An 18,405-nucleotide genomic window follows, 5' to 3' on the forward strand; every position below is an offset into this window, starting at 1 on the left:
AGGGTCGTTTAGATGTCTACGCACGATCCAATCAGCGATCTGATCACCCGCATCCGCAACGCGCAGATGCGTTCCAAGAGCAAGGTCTCCACGCCCGGCTCGAAGATGCGCGAGAACGTCCTCGAAGTGCTCAAGAGCGAGGGCTACATCCGCGGTTACGCAACCCTCGAGCACGCCTCGGGCCGTAGCGAGATCGAGATCGAGCTGAAGTATTTCGACGGCGAGCCCGTCATCCGTGAGATCGAACGTGTCTCCAAGCCAGGGCGCCGCGTTTACGCCTCGGTGAAGAACCTGCCGCGGGTCAATAACGGGCTCGGTATTTCGGTGTTGTCGACGCCGAAGGGGATCATGGCCGACCACAGTGCGCGTGAAGCGAACGTGGGCGGTGAAGTCCTCTTCACGGTGTTCTGAGAAGGATTTTTGATCCATGTCACGTGTTGGCAAAAGGCCTGTGGCGGTGCCGTCCGGTGTGACCGCGACCGTCGATGGGCAGACCGTCAAGATGAAGGGGCCGAAGGGCCAGCTTCAGTTCGTCGTTCATGACGACGTCGAAGTGAAGCTCGAGAACGGCCAGGTCAAGGTCAAGCCGCGGGCCGAGACCAATCGCGCGCGGGCGCTGTATGGCACCGCTCGCGCCCAGGTCGCGAATCTGGTCGAAGGCGTCACCAAGGGCTTCGAGAAGAAGCTCGAGATCACCGGCGTCGGTTACCGCGCCGCGATGCAGGGCAAGAACCTGCAGCTCGCGCTCGGTTACAGCCACGACGTGGTCTACCCGATCCCGGAAGGGATCACGATCGCCGTGCCGAAGCCCACCGAAATCACGGTGTCGGGCAGCGACATCCAGCGCGTCGGCCAGGTTGCCGCCGAGATCCGCTCCTATCGTCCGCCGGAGCCCTACAAGGGCAAGGGCGTGAAGTATGTGGGCGAATTCATCTTCCGCAAGGAAGGCAAGAAGAAGTAACGGAGCCGGTCATGTCCAAAGCCAAGGTTACCAATGCCCGGCGCAAGCGGAGTGTGCGGCTGAAGCTGCGCCGCTCCGGCGGTGGTCGTCCGCGTCTGTCGGTGTTCCGCTCGTCCAAGCACATCTACGCCCAGGTCATCGACGACCTGAAGGGCGAGACGCTGGCCTCTGCCTCCTCGCTCGAGAAGTCGATGCGGGACGGCGGCAAGACCGGCGCCGACATCGATGCAGCGAAGGCGGTCGGCAAGCTGCTGGCCGAGCGCGCCGCCGAGAAGGGCGTCAAGGAAGTCGTGTTCGATCGCGGCAGCTACCTCTACCACGGGCGCGTCAAGGCTCTCGCCGACGCTGCGCGTGAGAGCGGGCTGAGCTTCTAACAGAATTTGAGGATTGAGGCGTAAGCCTCTGAAGGATTGGAAAAATGGCAGAACGCGAACAACGTGGTGGACGCGATCAACGCGGCGGCGGACGTGAACGCAAGGAGCGCGAGGAGCGCGACAGCGAGTTCGTCGACAAGCTCGTCCACATCAATCGCGTGGCCAAGGTCGTCAAGGGCGGCAAGCGCTTCGGTTTCGCTGCGCTCGTCGTGATCGGCGATCAGAAGGGCCGCGCCGGCTTCGGTCACGGCAAGGCGCGCGAAGTGCCTGAGGCGATCCGCAAGGCCACCGAGTCCGCCAAGCGCAACCTGACCCGCGTGTCGCTGCGCGAGGGCCGTACGCTGCATCACGACATCGCCGGCCGTCATGGCGCTGGCCGCGTCTATCTGCGTGCCGCTCCGGCCGGTACCGGCATCATCGCCGGCGGTCCGATGCGCGCCGTGTTCGAGACGCTCGGCGTCCAGGACGTGGTGGCGAAGTCGATCGGCTCGTCGAACCCGTACAACATGGTTCGCGCGACCTTCGATGCGCTGAAGCACCAGGACTCACCGCGTTCGGTCGCGGCGCGCCGCAACATCAAGGTGTCCACCCTGCAGGGTCGTCGCATCGGCGGCGATGCCGAGGCGGCGGCGGACTAACCAACGCTTTTCGGAGTAGACCACGATGGCCAAGGACGCCGCAAAGTCCGCAAAGACGATCAAGCTCGAGCAGACCGGCAGCGCGATCCGCCGCCATCACTCGCAGCGTTCAACGCTGATCGGGCTCAAGCTCAACAAGATCGGCCGCACCAGCGAACTGCCGGACACTCCGGCCGTCCGCGGCATGATCGAAAAGGTTCACCATCTCGTCCGCATCGTCGACGAGAAGTAAAATTGCGCGCATGATCCAGATCATGCGCAAAACACAAGGAGCAGGGCGATGAAGCTCAGCGATATCGCCGACAACGCCGGCTCGCGCAAGAAGCGCATGCGCGTCGGCCGTGGCATCGGTTCGGGCAAGGGCAAGCAGTCCGGCCGCGGCGGCAAGGGCCAGACCGCGCGTTCGGGCGTGCGCATCAAGGGTTTCGAAGGCGGCCAGATGCCGATGCATCGCCGTCTGCCCAAGCGTGGCTTCAACAACATCTTCCGCGTCGAGTATGCCGAGATCAATCTCGACCGTCTCCAGGATGCGGTCGATGCCAAGAAGCTCGACACCGGCAGCGTCGTCAACGTCGAGGCGCTGGTGAAGGCCGGCGTGCTGCGCCGCGCCAAGGCGGGCCTGCGGCTGCTCGGCCGCGGCGAGCTCAAGGCCAAGCTGAACATCGAGGTCCACGGCGCCACCAAGTCCGCGATCGAAGCGGTCGAGAAGGCCGGTGGTTCGGTGAAGATCCTCGCCCCTGCCAAGGAAGAAGGCGAGGCGGCGTAACATCTGCGTCATTGGCCCGCGCCTCGCGGGCCTTTACGCATGCGGGACGATGGACTTATCGAAGCCGAAGCCCCAGATAATGTCCGGCGTCCGCTAAAATAGCCCGGCCGCGGGTATGACGGCGCAAAAGGCGGCGGGAGAAAGTCCAATATGGCCTCTGCAGCGGAACAACTGGCAGCCAATCTCAATTTCGGCGCGTTCGCCAAGGCCGACGAACTGAAGAAGCGCATCTGGTTCACGCTGGGTGCGCTGCTCGTTTATCGGCTCGGAACCTACATCCCGCTGCCCGGCATCGATCCCAACATCTGGGAGCAGGTGTTCAAGTCGCAGGCAGGCGGCATTCTCGGCATGTTCAACATGTTCGCCGGCGGCGGCATCCACCGCATGGCGATCTTCGCGCTGAACATCATGCCGTACATCTCGGCCTCGATCATCATCCAGCTGCTCACCACCGTCTCGCCGCAGCTCGAGGCGCTGAAGAAGGAAGGTGAGGCGGGCCGCAAGACGCTGAACCAGTACACCCGCTACCTCACGGTGATCCTGGCCGCGTTCCAGTCCTACGGCATCGCGGTCGGCCTCGAAGGCGCCGGCAACGTCGTCAGCGACCCCGGCATGTTCTTCCGTCTCTCCACCGCGATCACGCTGACCGGCGGCACCATGTTCCTGATGTGGCTGGGCGAGCAGATCACCTCGCGCGGCATCGGCAACGGCATCTCGCTGATCATTCTCTCCGGCATCGTCGCCGAGCTGCCCGCAGCGCTCGCCAACATGCTCGAGCTCGGCCGTCAGGGTGCGATGTCGACCGGTCTGATCCTGGTCGTGATCGTGATGGCGGTCGCCGTGATCGCGTTCATCGTGTTCATGGAGCGCGCCCAGCGCCGGCTGCTGATCCAGTATCCGAAGCGCCAGGTCGGCAACAAGATGTTCGAGGGCCAGTCCTCGCATCTGCCGCTCAAGCTCAATACCTCGGGCGTGATCCCGCCGATCTTCGCGTCCTCGCTGCTGCTGCTGCCGACCACGGTTGCGAACTTCAACGCGGGCAAGGGACCGGAATGGTTCCAGTGGATTACCACCCAGCTCGGCCACGGCCGTCCGCTGTTCCTGGTGCTCTATCTCGCGCTGATCGTGTTCTTCGCCTTCTTCTACACCGCGATCGTGTTCAACCCGACCGAGACCGCGGACAATCTGAAGAAGCACGGCGGCTTCATCCCGGGCATCCGCCCCGGCGAGCGTACCGCTGAGTACATCGATTACGTGCTGTCGCGCATTACCGTTCTCGGTGCGATCTATCTGGCGATCGTCTGCTTGATCCCGGAAATCCTGATCTCCTACGCCTCGGTGCCGTTCTACTTCGGCGGCACGTCGCTGCTGATCGTCGTCAGCGTCACCATGGATACGGTGGCGCAGGTGCAGGGCTATCTCTTGGCGCACCAGTACGAAGGCCTGATCCGCAAGTCGAAGCTGCGGGGCCGTCGCCGCTAAGCGGCGCATTCACTGAAGGCGGCGCATCCGCGCCGCCGATTCGCTCGCGCAGGCGATGCGCGGCACCTACCGAAGCGATCAGTCGGTCATTCGGTCGCATCGCAAGAGCTGCTCTCACTGCAGCACAATCCCTGATTTCAAAGGCCTTCTTGGCGTCCGGGCATTTGCTCCCTTATGATATGGGTAGCGGTGCGGCGCCGATTGTGGTTTGCACTGTTGTCAAACTTTCAAACACGGGTGCGCGAGCTATCGCTCACCAATCCGGGGGGCGTACGCCGATGAGAATTATACTTCTTGGACCGCCAGGGTCGGGCAAGGGGACCCAGGCGCAGCTGCTGGTGCAGCGCTATGGCATCGTCCAGCTCTCGACCGGCGAGATGTTGCGTGCAGCAGTCGCGGCCGGCACGCCGGTCGGCCTCAAGGCCAAGGAGATCATGGCTGGCGGCGGGCTCGTGCCTGACGACGTCGTGGTCGGCATCATCTCCGATCGCATCGACCAGCCGGACGCCAAGCACGGCTTCATCCTCGACGGTTTCCCGCGCACCGTGCCGCAGGCCGAGGCGCTGGACAATCTGCTCCGGCACAAGCACCTCAAGCTCGACGCCGTGATCGAGCTCCGCGTTAATGAGAGCGCGCTGCTGAGTCGGGTCGAGACCCGCGTCGCCCAGATGCGGGAGCGCGGGGAGGAGGTTCGCCTCGACGACACCCCGGAGGTCCTGACCAAGCGGCTCGCCAGCTACCGTAGCCAGACGGAACCCCTGATTCACTACTATTCCGAGCGTCGCAAGCTCTCGACCATCGACGGCATGATGGCCATCGACGAGGTCACGCGCGCCATCCACCGCCAGCTGCTGGCGCTGGGCGCCGTCGAGCCCAAGACCCATGCCCGTAGTGCGGCCAAGGCGGCGCCCGCCAAAAAGGCCAAGGCAGCCAAGAAGGTGGCCAAAAAGCCGGCGAAATCGGTAAAAAAGGCCGCGAAATCGGCTAAATCCGCCAAAAAGGCCGTGAAGGGCACTAAAAAGGCAGCCAAGAAAGCAGCCAAGAAAACGGTCAAAAAGGCGGCCAAGACGGCAGTCAAAAAGGGTGCCAAAAAGGCCGCAAAAAAGGTCACGAAAAAGCGAGCCAAGCGCTAGCGGCGGTTGACGAAAGCCCCCTGAATCCCTTAATAAGCCCCGCATCCAAGTCGGATAGTTTCAAACGATGCCGGGCCCCAGGAAGACCAGGGGTGGGCGTCGTGTTCGCGTTTGTGAACACCTGCCCGAGAAACATAAGCACTTAAAGCCCGATTCCTGACGAGGGATCGGCAACAGGAGAGAAGGCCGTGGCCCGTATTGCCGGCGTGAACATTCCGACCAACAAGCGCGTGCTGATCGCGCTCCAGTACATCCATGGCATCGGCCAGAAGATCGCTGGTGAGATCCTCGAAAAGGTGAAGATCCCCGAGGATCGTCGCGTCAATCAGCTCAGCGACGCCGAAGTGCTCCAGATCCGCGAAGTGATCGATCGCGACTATCTGGTCGAGGGCGATTTGCGTCGTGAAGTCGGTATCAACATCAAGCGTCTGATGGACCTCGGCTGCTATCGCGGCCTGCGTCATCGTCGCGGTCTGCCGGTGCGCGGTCAGCGCACCCATACCAATGCGCGTACGCGCAAGGGTCCGGCCAAGGCCATCGCCGGCAAGAAGAAGTAAGTTTTCGAAACCAATCGCGGCGTGTGGCGATAGGGGAAACCCTTTCGCCACGCGCTTCTCGTTCCACAGGTGTAGCCGCTGGCATTACGGCGGCGTTTGAGATCTCCAGGAAAGGTACTCTATGGGCAAGGAAGCCACCCGCGTTCGTCGTCGTGAGCGCAAGAACATCGCCTCCGGCGTCGCGCACGTGAACTCGTCCTTCAATAACACGACCATCACCATCACCGACGCGCAGGGCAACACGATTGCCTGGTCCTCCGCCGGCACGATGGGTTTCAAGGGCTCGCGCAAGTCGACCCCGTATGCCGCTCAGGTCGCCGCTGAAGACGTGTCCAAGAAGGCGCAGGAACACGGCATGCGCACGCTGGAAGTCGAAGTCGCCGGTCCCGGTTCGGGTCGTGAGTCGGCGCTCCGCGCGCTGCAGGCTGCGGGCTTTACCGTCACCTCGATCCGCGACGTGACCACGATCCCACACAACGGTTGCCGTCCCCGCAAGCGTCGGCGCGTTTGATACGAAGTTGCGGGCGCATCGGTCGCCCGCAATGACTTTTTGCAAAGCCGCGCGAATGATCCGCGGCCTTTCTCCAACGCCAGTGCCTGCAACTGCAGTTTGACTGGCCTGTATGGGTGAAACAGTGACGATCCAGAAAAATTGGCAAGAACTGATTCGGCCGAACAAGCTCCAGATTCAGCCCGGCAGCGATCCCTCGCGTTTCGCGACCATCGTCGCCGAGCCGCTCGAGCGCGGTTTCGGCCAGACGCTCGGCAACGCGTTGCGCCGCATCCTGCTCTCCTCGCTCCAGGGCGCGGCGGTGCAGTCGGTGCACATCGACGGCGTGCTGCACGAGTTCTCCTCGATCGCTGGCGTCCGTGAGGACGTCACCGACATCGTGCTCAACATCAAGGACATCTCGATCAAGATGCAGGGCGAAGGCCCCAAGCGCATGGTTGTGAAGAAGTCTGGCCCGGGCGTTGTCACCGCCGGTGACATCCAGACCGTCGGCGACGTTGTCGTGCTGAACCCGGACCTGCAGATCTGCACCCTCGACGAGGGCGCCGAGATCCGAATGGAGTTCACGGTCTCGACCGGCAAGGGCTACGTGCCCGCCGAGCGCAACCGTCCCGAGGATGCACCGATCGGCCTGATCCCGGTCGATAGCCTGTATTCGCCGGTCCGCAAGGTCTCCTACAAGGTCGAGAACACCCGCGAGGGCCAGATCCTCGACTACGACAAGCTGACCATGACGATCGAGACCAACGGTGCGCTGACGCCGGATGATTCGGTGGCTTACGCCGCCCGCATCCTGCAGGATCAGCTCAACGTGTTCGTCAACTTCGAAGAGCCGCGCAAGGAAGTCGCCCAGGAGATCATCCCGGACCTCGCCTTCAACCCGGCCTTCCTCAAGAAGGTGGACGAGCTCGAGCTGTCGGTGCGTTCGGCCAACTGCCTGAAGAACGACAATATCGTCTACATCGGCGACCTCGTGCAGAAGAGCGAAGCGGAAATGCTCCGCACCCCGAACTTCGGCCGCAAGTCGCTGAACGAGATCAAGGAAGTGCTGGCCCAGATGGGTCTGCATCTCGGCATGGAAGTGCCGGGCTGGCCGCCGGAGAACATCGACGAGCTCGCCAAGCGCTTCGAAGATCATTATTGATCCGACTTCACCGTGACGGCCGGCGTCCCCGGCCGTCATTTTTATGGGCGAACGCAGGAAGCCCACCTGAGCAACTGGTCCGACGAACCGTCGCGGCAGTTCTAGAACAAGGAATAGTTACATGCGTCACGGCAAGGTTCATCGGAAGCTCAACCGCACGGCCGAGCACCGCCGCGCGATGTTCGCCAACATGGCGGCCGCGCTGATCAAGCACGAGCAGATCGTCACCACGCTGCCCAAGGCCAAGGAGCTTCGTCCGATCGTCGAGAAGCTCGTCACCCTCGGCAAGAAGGGCGGCCTGTCCATGCGCCGCCAGGCCATCTCGGAGATGCGCGACAAGGACCAGGTCAAGAAGCTGTTCGACGTGCTGGCGCCCCGTTACAAGGATCGCCAGGGCGGCTACACGCGCATCATCAAGGCCGGCTTCCGCTACGGCGACAACGCCGCGATGGCCGTGATCGAGTTCGTCGATCGCGACGTCGATGCCAAGGGCCAGGACTCAGGTCCCGTGCAGGCAAAGGAAGCCGAGGCGGCGTAAGCCAAATCGCATAGCGTTTCAAAAGCGGCGCCCTTCGGTGCCGCTTTTTTGTATCTCGCAGCCATTTCTCACGCTGCGCACGATGATTTCTAGCAAAGCATTTGATGGGGGCTTCGATGAGGATGGCCTTTGCGATCGCGCTGGCACTGCTGACGTCGCCGATATCAGCCGAAACGTTGGTCGAGCGCGGCGCTTATCTCGTTGGCAGCGTGATGGTCTGCAACAACTGCCATACGCCGCGCGGGCCGCAAGGCCTCGACATGACGCGCATGCTCTCGGGCGGCCAGACCTTTGACGAGCCCGCCTTCAAGGTCACCGCATCCAACATCACGCCCGACAAGGAGACCGGCATCGGCAGCTGGAGCGATGCCGAGCTGAAGCACTTCCTCGTCAGCGGCATCAGGCCGAACGGATCGGCGGTTGCGCCCATCATGCCGACCATCTTCTACACTGTGCTCACGGCGCGCGATCTCGACGCGCTCACGGCTTACTTGCGCTCGGTGCCATCTGTGCATCGCGAGACGCCAGCGCCGGAATACAGGGTCGCGCTGAAGCCGGAGATGCCGAGTTACGCCGGCAAGCAGGCGACCGAGGGGGAACTGTCCGACAAGCTCGCCCGCGGCCGCTATCTCATCACCATCGCCCATTGTCTCGAATGCCACACGCCGGAGGGCCCGTCCGTGGTGCACGATTTCGCCGGCGCGAGCGGGAAGGGTGGCCGAACGTTCAAAGGCCCATGGGGCTCGTCCGTCTCGCCCAACATCACCTCGGATCCTGTGGCCGGCCTCGGGCAGTGGAGCGACGACGAAATCAAGCGTGCGATTACGCAAGGCATCGCGCGCGACGGTCGCAAGCTCAAGCCGCCGATGGCTTATGCTGGCTATGCCACCATGACGGCTCAGGATCTCGATGCAATCGTCGCGTTCGTCCGGACACTACCGCCGAAAAGCTGAAACCTCACGCGTCGGTGAGGGACGATTGAAGCTGCGTGTGCAGCGCACGATATCTCCGTCAACAGCAACGGAGATTGACGGATGAAGATCGACCTTTCCGGAAAGACTGCCCTCGTCACCGGCTCGACCGCCGGCATCGGCCACGCCATCGCCAAGGGCCTCGCGGGCTCGGGTGCAAGCGTCGTCATCAACGGGCGCGGTCAGGACAAGGTCGATGCCGCGGTGCGCAAGTTGGAGGGAAGCGGCGCCAAGGTGCGGGGCATCGCCGCCGACGTCTCGACCGCGGCGGGCTGCAAGGCGCTGGTCGCGGCGCTCCCCGAGGTCGATATCCTCATCAACAATGCCGGCATCTTCGAGCCGAAGGGCTTTTTCGAGATTCCGGACGAGGACTGGAGCCGCTTCTTCGAGGTCAACGTGATGAGCGGCGTGCGGCTCTCGCGCGCCTACATGCAGGGCATGCTGAAGCGCAACTGGGGCCGCATCGTCTTCATCTCCTCCGAGTCCGGGCTCAACATTCCCGCCGAGATGATCCACTACGGCATGAGCAAGACGGCCCAGCTCGCGGTCGCGCGTGGTCTCGCGCAGCTCACCCAGGGCACCGCCGTCACCGTGAACTCGGTGCTCCCCGGCCCGACCATGTCCGAGGGCGTCGAGACCTTCGTGAAGGATCTCGCCAAGCAGAACGGGCAATCGGTGGATGAAGCCGCCGCCAATTTCGTCAAGCAGCACCGCCCGAGCTCGCTGATCCAGCGCTTTGCCAGTGTCGAGGAGATCGCCAACATGGTGGTCTATGTCGCCTCGAAGGAGGCCTCTGCGACCAACGGCGCGGCGCTGCGGGCGGAGGGCGGTATCGTCAACACCATCGCTTGAGCCGTGATCGGGCGTGGGGAGCGGGGTTCCTGCCTAGCTGCCCTGCCGACACGCCCCTTTCATTCGTGGCGAGACTGGCTAAAAAGGGCCTCCATGCTCTGGCCCCTCTCGACCCGCCACAAGCGCCTGTTCAGGCTGACATCCGCGCGCTGGCAGCGGCGTGCAATCTTTCTGCTCGGCGGGATCGGGGTCGGTGCTGCCGCGGTGGCGCTGGCGCAGCTCGCTGATCTCGCACAGCACGCCTTTGCACTTCTGCTGGCTAAGTCACGCTATGCCGTGCTCGCAGTGACGCCGCTCGGCTTCATGCTGTCGGCCTATCTGACCATTCGCGTGTTCCCGAACGCGCAGGGCAGCGGCATCCCGCAGGCGATCGCCGCGCGGCATCTGACCGATCAGGCGGCGCGCGAGAGCCTGGTCTCGATCCGGATCGCGGTCGGCAAGATGATCCTCACGCTGTTCGGGCTGCTGTGCGGCGGCTCCGTCGGGCGGGAAGGGCCGACCGTTCAGGTCGGCGCCTCCATCATGTTCGCGCTCGGCCGTGTCTCGCCGCGCCGCCAACCTGGATTGATCCTGGCCGGTGCGGCCGCCGGCGTCGCGGCGGCCTTCAATACGCCGCTGGCTGGCATCGTCTTCGGCATCGAGGAGATGAGCCGCGCGTTCGAGACCCGCACATCCAGCCTGATCATTGCCGCCGTCATCGCAGCAGGCCTGACGTCGCTCGCGCTGGCCGGCAACTATGCCTATTTCGGCAGCAGCGCGATGTCGCTGGCGCGTGGTGCCGACTGGCTGGCCGTTCCGGCCTGCGGCGTCGTCGGCGGCCTCGCCGGCGGCCTGTTCAGTCGCATCGTCATTGCCATGGCGCGCGGCTTCAAGAGCCCGCTCGGGCGTGCGATCAAGGGCCATCCCCTGTGGTTCGCATTTGCCTGCGGCCTCGCGGTCGCGATTTGCGGCCTGGTGTCCGGCGACACCATCTACGGTACGGGATACGTTCAGGTGAAAGAGGCGCTGGATCACGGCACCCCGCTGCCGCAGGATTTTGGCGTGCTCAAGCTGCTGGCGACCAGCTTCGCCGCGATCAGCGGCATACCGGGCGGCATCTTTTCGCCCTCGCTCGCCGTCGGCGCCGGCATCGGCAGCAACATCGCGGCGTTGTTCCACGAGGCGCCGCTCGGCGCGATCATGCTGCTCGGCATGGTCTCGTATTTCGCCGGCGTCGTGCAGGCGCCGATCACCGCTTTTGTGATCGTGACCGAGATGACCGACAATCACGGGATGGTCGTGCCGCTGATGACGGCCGCGTTGATCGCGCATTTCGTCTCGCGCATGATCTGCGAGGAGGGTATCTATCACGCGCTCGCAAAGGGCTTTGTCGAGCGGGCGAGCCGTCCGCGCGAGGGGGAGGGAAGATGAGCCGTTTCTGGAGCAGCTTGACGCATGAGCTGAAGCCCTACGTGCCGGGCGAACAGCCGCGCATGGCGGATCTGGTCAAGCTCAACACCAACGAGAATCCGCTCGGTCCGTCGCCGCGTGCGTTGGAGGCGATCCGTGATGCGGCGGCCGATACGCTGCGTCTTTATCCGGATCCTCAGGCGAGCGCGCTGCGGGCGTCTCTTGCTACCTATCACGGCGTGAGACCAGAGCAGGTGTTCGTCGGCAACGGCTCGGACGAGGTGCTGGCGCATGCCTTCGTGGCGCTGCTGAAGCACGATGCGCCGCTGCTGTTTCCCGATATCACCTACAGCTTCTATCCGGTCTATTGCCGCCTGTTCGGCATCGCCCATGAGACCGTGGCTCTCGATCAGGCCATGCAGATTCGCATCGCCGACTATCGCCGGCCGGCGGGCGCGATCATCATCCCGAATCCGAACGCGCCGACAGGCATCGCGCTGTCGCGCGCTGAGATCGAGACATTGCTGAACGAGCATCCGCATGCGCCTGTCGTCATTGACGAAGCCTATGTCGATTTCGGCGCCGAGAGTGCGATTCCGCTGGTCGCGTCCCATCGCAATCTCCTGGTCGTGCAGACCATGTCCAAATCGCGCGCGCTCGCGGGGCTTCGGGTCGGCTATGCGATCGGCGATGCCGATCTGATCGATGCGCTGACGCGTGTGAAGGACAGCTTCAATTCATATCCGCTCGGCCGCCCCGCCCAGGCCGGTGCGATCGCATCCGTCGAGGACGAAGACTATTTCCAGCAGAGCCGCGGTCGCGTGATCGAGGGCAGGGAGCGGCTGACCCGCGGATTGAAGAGTGCTGGTTTCGAAGTGTTGCCTTCGCTGGCCAACTTCGTCTTCGCGCGCCATCCGGCGCGTGAGGGAGCGACGCTTGCAGCGGCGCTGCGGGAGCAGGCCGTGATCGTCCGCCATTTTTCGGCGCCTCGTATCTCGGATTTCTTGCGGATTACCGTCGGCACGGATGAGCAGATCGATCGGCTGCTGTCGGCGTTGTCCGGGATCGTGGGACAGCGCGAGAAATCGTAGGGTGGGTTAGACCAGCGGCTGCGCGAAGCGCAGTTGCTGGGCGTAACCCGCCATCTTCGTTCAGCACGCGCGGATACGTAGTGTGTTACGCCTTCGGGTAACCCACCCTGCGCGGCCGTTGCTACCACCCCTCCAGCACGATCTTGCCGCGCGACTTGCCGCTCTCGAGCAGTGCATGCGCGCGCTTGAGGTTGGCCGCGTTGATCGTGCCGAAGGTCTGGTCGAGCGTGGTGCGCAGCACGCCCTTGTCGATGAGGTCGGCGACATCGTTCAGCAGGTGATGCTGCGCAATCATGTCAGGCGTCTGGAAGGACGAGCGCGTGAACATCGATTCCCAGTGCACGGAGATCGCCTTGCCCTTGAAGGTGCTCATGGTGAATTCCGGGGGATCGTCGATCAGGCCGAACCTGCCTTGCGGGGCCATCAACTCGGCAATCGACTTGTAGTGTTGATCGGTGAAGGTGAGGCTCGCGACCAGCGCGACCGGCGGCAGCTTGAGCTTCTCGATCTGCTCCTTCATCGGCTTGCCATGATCGATCACAGCATGCGCGCCGAGATCGAGGCACCATTTGCGCGATTCCGGCCGCGTCGCGGTGGCGACCACGGTGAGACCGGTGAGGCGTCGGGCGAGCTGGATCAGGATCGAGCCGACACCGCCGGCGCCGCCGGTGATCAGAAGCGTGCGCGGATCGATGCTTTTTCCCGGGACGGCGCCCAGGCGATCGAACAGCAATTCCCAGGCGGTGATGGAGGTGAGGGGCAGGGCGGCCGCCTGCGCGAAGGAGAGCGATTTCGGCCTGTTGCCGACGATGCGTTCGTCGACCAGATGGAATTCGGCATTGGTGCCCTGGCGCAGGATCGAGCCCGCGTAGAATACCTCGTCGCCCGGCTTGAACAGCGTGACGTCGGGACCCACCGCGTCGACCACACCGGCGGCATCATAACCCAGGATCTTCGTCTCGCCATCGGGCGGAGCTGCGCGTTTGCGCACTTTGTAGTCGACCGGATTGGCCGAGATCGCCTTCACGGCGACGCGGATGTCGCGTCCCTTCGGCTCTGGCTTGGCGGTCTCGAAATCGAACAGCGCGTCCTGATCCTCGATCGGAAGCGACTTCCTGTAGCCGACTGCCTTCATGGCTTGTCTCCATCAGATGGCGTATTCGCTGGCGCCTTAACTGTCGCGTTGGCTCCCATTTGGCAAGTACTACAAATTGGGGGACATGGTACCCGTTTGACTAGCGCGCCGGGAGCGGCCCGTACTGCTCCCGGCGCTTTTCGCTAGAACGCGACGTCAGGTCAGAACGCGACCTGCGTGCGCATAGCGACCGCGTTGAACGTCGAGCCCGTGTTCACCGAGGAGGTGGCGCTCGCCTGCTTGGAGATGTCGCCATGCAGATAGTCGAGCATGAAGCGGACGTTGTTGTTGACGTACCAGTTCAACGCGGCGGTGTAGATGGTCTGGTGTCCGCCAGCGATGCCGGCTGCGGTCGCAAGTTGATCGTTCAAATTCATCGTGCTGACGCGTCCGGCGACTTCCCAGGCACCCCAGCCGCCACCGGCGAGTGAGACGGGATTGGCTGGCTTGATGCCACCGTAGGCGGCATTCGCCGCGTTGTAGGAGCGGGTCTCGCCCGTCAGGACATAACCGACCTGCGCATAGCCGCCGTCGAACTTCAGGCTCGACGCGCCGAACGGCGGCAAGCCGGTATTGGCCGTGCGGTCGACATTGAACCAGTAATATTCGCCCTGCGCGATGAACGATCCGTAGGTCGCGGCCGCTTCGACGCCGTAGACCTGCGCCCCGGATACGTTGGCGATCGCACCGGTCGAGATCAGCGTCGTCGGATCGATACGCAGTTCGGGCCGGTCGCTGAGCGTGAGCGTCTGCGCCTGCGTCACCAGATTGCGCGGCGGCTGGATCAGCCACTCCGCGTCAGCGCCGATGTGCACCGAATAGCCATTGCCGCTGATCGGGTTGCCGGCGATACGAGCGACCGCGCCATATTGCTCGCTGCTGCCGGGCGGGGAGACGCTGGAAGCGGAATGGATCGCACCCGTGGTCGGTCCGGTAACATAGGCGCCCATCCAGAGCTGGTCATTCCACCAGCGGGTGCCGACCGCCGAGCGGAAGTCGCCGGCTGCGATGTTCTGCGCGATCAGGCCGGATGAAGCGCGCTCCATGAACATGATGTCGTTGGAGCTGGTGGATTCGTCCATCGTCCAGGCGATGTCCATGACGCCGGCTTCGACCGCCATCTTGCCGCCGAACGGCTTCAGGCCGGTATAGCTGAGATAGGCATTTTCGACGCCCGATGTGCCGCCGCCCGGGAGGAAGCCGACAGCCGTGGCGCCGGCCGCACCGGTGCCGCCGAACCCGTCAGACGAGCCGCCGAAATCGTAGATCAGGGCGTAATTCCAGTCGCCGAAGAACTTGCCGACGATGCCGATGCGCGCGCGGCGGAGATTTTCGCCACTATCCAGCTTTTGCGGCGTCGTCGCTGCCGTATCGGGACGGTAATTGTATCCGCCGACATCCCAGTGCACGCGGCTCGTGATGGCAACGCAGTTCTGCTCGTCCGCCGTGCAGATGGTCGGGCGGTTGTTCGGCATCGACACCACGACGCCTGAAGGGGCCACGGGGCCCTTGACCGGGATGGCTGCGTTGGCGTTGGCGAGGGCAGCTTTCGCCTCCGAGCGCGCTTCAGCCTTGGCCTCGGCCTTCGCTTCCTGCCTGGCTTTCGCCGTGGCCGCCGTGTTCGCGGCGGTCTGGTTCTGGAGCTTGTCGAGCTTCTGCTCCAGCATCTTCAGTTGCTGCTTCAGGAGTGCGATCTCCTGCTCGCTATTGCTGGCTGATTGGGCCTGGGCCTGTGAGGCCGCCAGCACACCGGCGAGACCAATCGCCGTGGCTGCCATTCTTGTCCTGCTCATGTCGTGACTCCATCCTTTGACGAACTTTCCCCAAGTCGCAACGGGAGAGCCTAAGAGTGATCGATGACTGCCCCGCGACGGCGCGCGCCCGGCTCTGCGGTTCCCACTGATGCCAATTCGCCGCAACCGAATCCGCCTCGCACGAGCATGCAGGATGATGCGCATCATGCCAATCCACCGCCCAAGGCGGATTGTGATTTCGCACGCTGGGCTTGCAGGCCGGACACACCGGAAGGGGACCGAATATTGACGTCCGGCGCCCTTCTATTGCGCAGCGAACGCGCCTATATTCCGGCGTCTTTTCCAAGAGGTAGGAATGTTTCGATCGACCTGGAGCGCCGTCGTCACGGCATTGTGCATAGGCTTTTCGGCCCAATTCAATCCGGCTGCGGCGCAGGACCGTCGCGTGCCCTCGTCGCAGGCCGAGCTGCGGCTGTCCTATGCGCCGATCGTGCAGCGGGTGCAGCCGGCGGTCGTCAACGTCTATGCCGCCAAGGTGGTACAGAATCGCAACCCGTTGCTGGACGACCCGATCTTTCGCCGTTTCTTCGGCGTGCCGGGCCAGCAGCAGGAACAAGTGCAGCGATCGCTGGGTTCGGGCGTGATCGTCGATTCGTCCGGGCTCGTCGTCACCAACGTTCACGTGATCGAAGGCGCAGACCAAGTGAAAGTGTCGCTGTCGGACAAGCGCGAGTTCGAGGCCGAGATCGTCTTGAAGGACTCCCGCAGCGATCTCGCGGTGCTGCGCCTGAAGGACGCCAAGGAGAAGTTTCCGGCGCTCGAATTCACCAATTCGGACGAACTGATGGTCGGCGACGTCGTGCTGGCGATCGGTAACCCCTTCGGCGTCGGCCAGACCGTGACCCACGGCATCATCTCGGCGCTGGCGCGCACGCAGGTCGGCATCACCGATTACCAGTTCTTCATCCAGACGGACGCTGCGATCAATCCCGGCAATTCCGGCGGCGCGCTGGTCGACATGAATGGCCGGCTCGCCGGCATCAACACCGCGATCTACTCGCGCTCCGGCGGCTCGCAGGGCATCGGCTTTGCGATCCCCGCCAACATGGTTCGCGTCGTCGTCGCGTCCGCCAAGAGCGGTGGCAAGGCGGTCAAGCGGCCATGGCTTGGTGCAAAGTTGCAGGCGGTGACGTCGGAGATCGCCGAGAGCCTCGGCCTGCGCTCGCCGACCGGGGCGCTGGTCGCGAGTGTGGTTCCCAATGGCCCTGCGGCGAAGGCCGGCTTGAAATCCTCCGACCTCATTACCGGGATCGACGGCCAGGCGGTGGACGATCCCAACGCGTTCGACTATCGCTTCGCCACCCGGCCGATCGGCGGAACGGCGCAGATCGACGTGCAGCGCGGCGGCAGGCCGCTCAAGCTGACGATCGCGCTCGAGACCGCACCCGATATCGGCCGCAACGAGCTCGTGGTGACGGCGCGCTCGCCCTTCCAGGGCGCCAAGGTCTCGACCATCACGCCTGCGGTTGCCGACGAGCTGCATCTGGACGCCGACACCGAGGGCGTCGTCATCACCGAACTCGGTGATGACTCGCCGGCCGCCCAGGTCGGCTTCCAGAAGGGCGACATCATTCTGGCCGTCAACAACCAGAAGATCGGCAAGACCGGTGACCTCGAGAAGGTGGCAGCCGTCAGCCAGCGGCTGTGGCGCATCACGCTGGTGCGCGGCGGTCAGCAGATCAACGTCACGCTGGGCGGATGAGTCCAAAGCGACCACAGGAGACGCCAACTCTCTTTGCCGCGGCGGGGCTCGATCACGATGCCCCGCATCCGCTGCCTGACAGGCTGCGGCCGCGGGCGCTGTCGGAGGTCGTCGGGCAGGACCACATCCTGGGCCCCGACGGCGCGCTGACACGCATGCTGGAGACCCGCACGCTGGGGTCGCTGGTGTTCTGGGGCCCGCCCGGCACCGGCAAGACCACGGTGGCGCGGCTGCTCGCGGATGCGACCGACCTGCATTTCGAGCAGATCTCGGCCGTGTTCTCCGGCGTTGCAGATCTCAAGAAGGCCTTCGATGCCGCGCGTGCGCGCCGTGAGATGGGCAAGGGCACGCTGCTGTTCGTCGACGAAGTGCACAGGTTCAATCGCGCTCAGCAGGATTCGTTTCTGCCCGTCATGGAAGACGGCACCGTCGTCATGGTCGGTGCCACCACGGAGAACCCGTCCTTCGAGCTCAACGCGGCGCTTTTGTCTCGTGCGCGCGTGCTGGTGTTTCGCTCGCTCGATGCCGCCGCGATCGAAAAGCTGTTCGCTCATGCCGAGGAGGTCGAGGGCCGCAAGCTGCCGCTCGATGCGGAGGCGAGGGCCGTGCTGGTGCGCATGGCCGACGGCGATGGCAGGGCCTCGCTGACGCTCGCCGAAGAGGTCTGGCGTTCGGCGCGCGCCGACGAGATTTTCAATGCCGCGCAACTGCAGGACATCCTGCAACGCCGCGCGCCGATCTACGACAAGTCGGCCGACGGCCATTACAACCTGATCTCGGCGCTGCATAAATCGGTGCGCGGCTCCGATCCGGATGCCGCGCTGTATTATCTCGCGCGCATGCTTGATGCCGGCGAGGACCCGCTGTTCCTGGCGCGTCGCGTCGTACGCATGGCGGTCGAGGACATCGGCCTTGCCGATCCGCAGGCGCTCGTCATCGCCAATGCGGCCAAAGACGCCTTTGATTTCCTCGGCCATCCCGAAGGCGAGCTCGCGATCGCGCAAGCCGTCGTCTATCTCGCCACCGCGCCGAAATCGAATGCGGTCTACACGGCGTTCGGCACGGCGATGCAGGTGGCAAAACAGGCCGGCTCGCTGCTGCCGCCAAAGCACATCCTGAATTCGCCGACCAAGCTGATGAAGTCCGAGGGCTACGGCACCGGCTACGAATACGACCACGACGCCCCCGAAGCCTTCTCCGGCCAGGACTACTTCCCCGAAGCCCTGGGCCGACAGACCTTCTATGACCCGCCCGAGCGTGGTTTCGAGCGCGAGATCCGCAAGCGGCTGGATTACTGGGCCAAGCTGCGCAAGGAGCGGGGCGGAAAGTAGACACCCTGCTCAATTT

At 64.0% G+C, this 18,405-nt stretch carries 20 protein-coding genes; 18 read left to right on the plus strand and 2 right to left on the minus strand.

Annotated features, from left to right (window positions below):
* Window positions 1-12 precede the first annotated feature (12 nt).
* From rpsH to hisC, 16 genes are all read left to right on the plus strand, one after another.
* The gene (gene rpsH, locus XH91_RS14575; RefSeq protein ID WP_057745471.1) at window positions 13-411 is read left to right on the plus strand and encodes a 30S ribosomal protein S8; all 399 of its coding nucleotides are present in this window, start codon (window positions 13-15) and stop codon (window positions 409-411) included.
* Between the two features lie 16 nt (window positions 412-427).
* Window positions 428-961, plus strand: coding sequence for a 50S ribosomal protein L6 (gene rplF, locus XH91_RS14580; protein WP_128951225.1), 534 nt, complete (start codon window positions 428-430; stop codon window positions 959-961).
* Window positions 962-972: 11 nt separating this feature from the next.
* Complete coding sequence (rplR, locus tag XH91_RS14585; RefSeq protein WP_007603036.1) at window positions 973-1,335, plus strand: 50S ribosomal protein L18; 363 nt, start codon at window positions 973-975, stop codon at window positions 1,333-1,335.
* Between the two features lie 44 nt (window positions 1,336-1,379).
* On the plus strand, window positions 1,380-1,973 hold the full coding sequence (gene rpsE, locus XH91_RS14590; RefSeq protein ID WP_057745465.1) for a 30S ribosomal protein S5: 594 nt from the start codon (window positions 1,380-1,382) through the stop codon (window positions 1,971-1,973).
* Between the two features lie 25 nt (window positions 1,974-1,998).
* Window positions 1,999-2,205 (plus strand): 50S ribosomal protein L30, encoded by a 207-nt coding sequence (rpmD, locus tag XH91_RS14595; protein WP_092294155.1) that lies wholly within the window; start codon window positions 1,999-2,001, stop codon window positions 2,203-2,205.
* A gap of 48 nt (window positions 2,206-2,253) precedes the next feature.
* Window positions 2,254-2,739 (plus strand): 50S ribosomal protein L15, encoded by a 486-nt coding sequence (gene rplO, locus XH91_RS14600; RefSeq protein WP_128951226.1) that lies wholly within the window; start codon window positions 2,254-2,256, stop codon window positions 2,737-2,739.
* Window positions 2,740-2,889: 150 nt separating this feature from the next.
* Window positions 2,890-4,221: a preprotein translocase subunit SecY gene (secY, locus tag XH91_RS14605; protein ID WP_092228451.1), complete on the plus strand. Its 1,332-nt coding sequence runs from the start codon at window positions 2,890-2,892 to the stop codon at window positions 4,219-4,221.
* Between the two features lie 278 nt (window positions 4,222-4,499).
* Window positions 4,500-5,354 carry an adenylate kinase gene (locus XH91_RS14610; RefSeq protein WP_128951227.1) on the plus strand — a complete coding sequence of 285 codons (855 nt, stop codon included), beginning with the start codon at window positions 4,500-4,502 and terminating at the stop codon, window positions 5,352-5,354.
* Window positions 5,355-5,542: 188 nt separating this feature from the next.
* Window positions 5,543-5,911: a 30S ribosomal protein S13 gene (rpsM, locus tag XH91_RS14615; protein WP_014494511.1), complete on the plus strand. Its 369-nt coding sequence runs from the start codon at window positions 5,543-5,545 to the stop codon at window positions 5,909-5,911.
* 121 nt (window positions 5,912-6,032) lie between these two features.
* Window positions 6,033-6,422, plus strand: a complete 390-nt coding sequence (rpsK, locus tag XH91_RS14620) for a 30S ribosomal protein S11 (protein WP_007603045.1) — start codon at window positions 6,033-6,035, stop codon at window positions 6,420-6,422.
* A gap of 112 nt (window positions 6,423-6,534) precedes the next feature.
* Window positions 6,535-7,566 carry a DNA-directed RNA polymerase subunit alpha gene (locus XH91_RS14625; protein ID WP_128951228.1) on the plus strand — a complete coding sequence of 344 codons (1,032 nt, stop codon included), beginning with the start codon at window positions 6,535-6,537 and terminating at the stop codon, window positions 7,564-7,566.
* A 121-nt stretch (window positions 7,567-7,687) separates the two neighbouring features.
* Complete coding sequence (gene rplQ, locus XH91_RS14630; RefSeq protein WP_057745449.1) at window positions 7,688-8,104, plus strand: 50S ribosomal protein L17; 417 nt, start codon at window positions 7,688-7,690, stop codon at window positions 8,102-8,104.
* Between the two features lie 116 nt (window positions 8,105-8,220).
* The gene (locus XH91_RS14635; RefSeq protein WP_128951229.1) at window positions 8,221-9,057 is read left to right on the plus strand and encodes a c-type cytochrome; all 837 of its coding nucleotides are present in this window, start codon (window positions 8,221-8,223) and stop codon (window positions 9,055-9,057) included.
* 81 nt (window positions 9,058-9,138) lie between these two features.
* Window positions 9,139-9,927, plus strand: coding sequence for an SDR family NAD(P)-dependent oxidoreductase (locus tag XH91_RS14640; RefSeq protein ID WP_128951230.1), 789 nt, complete (start codon window positions 9,139-9,141; stop codon window positions 9,925-9,927).
* A 93-nt stretch (window positions 9,928-10,020) separates the two neighbouring features.
* The gene (locus XH91_RS14645) at window positions 10,021-11,337 is read left to right on the plus strand and encodes a chloride channel protein (RefSeq protein WP_128951231.1); all 1,317 of its coding nucleotides are present in this window, start codon (window positions 10,021-10,023) and stop codon (window positions 11,335-11,337) included.
* Window positions 11,334-12,407, plus strand: coding sequence for a histidinol-phosphate transaminase (gene hisC, locus XH91_RS14650; protein ID WP_128951232.1), 1,074 nt, complete (start codon window positions 11,334-11,336; stop codon window positions 12,405-12,407). Before XH91_RS14645 ends, hisC begins: the two co-directional genes overlap by 4 nt.
* A gap of 121 nt (window positions 12,408-12,528) precedes the next feature.
* Here hisC and XH91_RS14655 read toward each other — a convergent pair whose 3' ends face one another.
* Window positions 12,529-13,542, minus strand: a complete 1,014-nt coding sequence (locus XH91_RS14655; RefSeq protein WP_128951233.1) for a zinc-binding alcohol dehydrogenase family protein — start codon at window positions 13,540-13,542, stop codon at window positions 12,529-12,531.
* Between the two features lie 161 nt (window positions 13,543-13,703).
* Entirely contained in the window at window positions 13,704-15,335 is a 1,632-nt protein-coding gene (locus XH91_RS14660) for an OprO/OprP family phosphate-selective porin (protein WP_164934077.1), read from the minus strand.
* Window positions 15,336-15,651: 316 nt separating this feature from the next.
* Between XH91_RS14660 and XH91_RS14665 the strand changes: the two genes are divergently transcribed.
* The gene (locus XH91_RS14665; protein ID WP_164934076.1) at window positions 15,652-17,058 is read left to right on the plus strand and encodes a DegQ family serine endoprotease; all 1,407 of its coding nucleotides are present in this window, start codon (window positions 15,652-15,654) and stop codon (window positions 17,056-17,058) included.
* The gene (locus XH91_RS14670; RefSeq protein WP_128951235.1) at window positions 17,055-18,389 is read left to right on the plus strand and encodes a replication-associated recombination protein A; all 1,335 of its coding nucleotides are present in this window, start codon (window positions 17,055-17,057) and stop codon (window positions 18,387-18,389) included. Before XH91_RS14665 ends, XH91_RS14670 begins: the two co-directional genes overlap by 4 nt.
* The last annotated feature ends 16 nt before the right edge of the window (window positions 18,390-18,405 follow it).

The sequence above is a fragment of the Bradyrhizobium guangzhouense genome (assembly GCF_004114955.1).
GTDB lineage: Bacteria > Pseudomonadota > Alphaproteobacteria > Rhizobiales > Xanthobacteraceae > Bradyrhizobium > Bradyrhizobium guangzhouense.

Coding starts and splice junctions, on each gene's coding strand:
- rpsH (WP_057745471.1), top strand. CDS start 13: ATGTCTACGCACGATCCAATCAGCGATCTGATCACCCGCATCCGCAAC.
- rplF (WP_128951225.1), top strand. CDS start 428: ATGTCACGTGTTGGCAAAAGGCCTGTGGCGGTGCCGTCCGGTGTGACC.
- rplR (WP_007603036.1), top strand. CDS start 973: ATGTCCAAAGCCAAGGTTACCAATGCCCGGCGCAAGCGGAGTGTGCGG.
- rpsE (WP_057745465.1), top strand. CDS start 1,380: ATGGCAGAACGCGAACAACGTGGTGGACGCGATCAACGCGGCGGCGGA.
- rpmD (WP_092294155.1), top strand. CDS start 1,999: ATGGCCAAGGACGCCGCAAAGTCCGCAAAGACGATCAAGCTCGAGCAG.
- rplO (WP_128951226.1), top strand. CDS start 2,254: ATGAAGCTCAGCGATATCGCCGACAACGCCGGCTCGCGCAAGAAGCGC.
- secY (WP_092228451.1), top strand. CDS start 2,890: ATGGCCTCTGCAGCGGAACAACTGGCAGCCAATCTCAATTTCGGCGCG.
- XH91_RS14610 (WP_128951227.1), top strand. CDS start 4,500: ATGAGAATTATACTTCTTGGACCGCCAGGGTCGGGCAAGGGGACCCAG.
- rpsK (WP_007603045.1), top strand. CDS start 6,033: ATGGGCAAGGAAGCCACCCGCGTTCGTCGTCGTGAGCGCAAGAACATC.
- XH91_RS14625 (WP_128951228.1), top strand. CDS start 6,535: ATGGGTGAAACAGTGACGATCCAGAAAAATTGGCAAGAACTGATTCGG.
- rplQ (WP_057745449.1), top strand. CDS start 7,688: ATGCGTCACGGCAAGGTTCATCGGAAGCTCAACCGCACGGCCGAGCAC.
- XH91_RS14635 (WP_128951229.1), top strand. CDS start 8,221: ATGAGGATGGCCTTTGCGATCGCGCTGGCACTGCTGACGTCGCCGATA.
- XH91_RS14640 (WP_128951230.1), top strand. CDS start 9,139: ATGAAGATCGACCTTTCCGGAAAGACTGCCCTCGTCACCGGCTCGACC.
- XH91_RS14645 (WP_128951231.1), top strand. CDS start 10,021: ATGCTCTGGCCCCTCTCGACCCGCCACAAGCGCCTGTTCAGGCTGACA.
- hisC (WP_128951232.1), top strand. CDS start 11,334: ATGAGCCGTTTCTGGAGCAGCTTGACGCATGAGCTGAAGCCCTACGTG.
- XH91_RS14655 (WP_128951233.1), bottom strand. CDS start 13,542: ATGAAGGCAGTCGGCTACAGGAAGTCGCTTCCGATCGAGGATCAGGAC.
- XH91_RS14660 (WP_164934077.1), bottom strand. CDS start 15,335: ATGAGCAGGACAAGAATGGCAGCCACGGCGATTGGTCTCGCCGGTGTG.
- XH91_RS14665 (WP_164934076.1), top strand. CDS start 15,652: ATGTTTCGATCGACCTGGAGCGCCGTCGTCACGGCATTGTGCATAGGC.
- XH91_RS14670 (WP_128951235.1), top strand. CDS start 17,055: ATGAGTCCAAAGCGACCACAGGAGACGCCAACTCTCTTTGCCGCGGCG.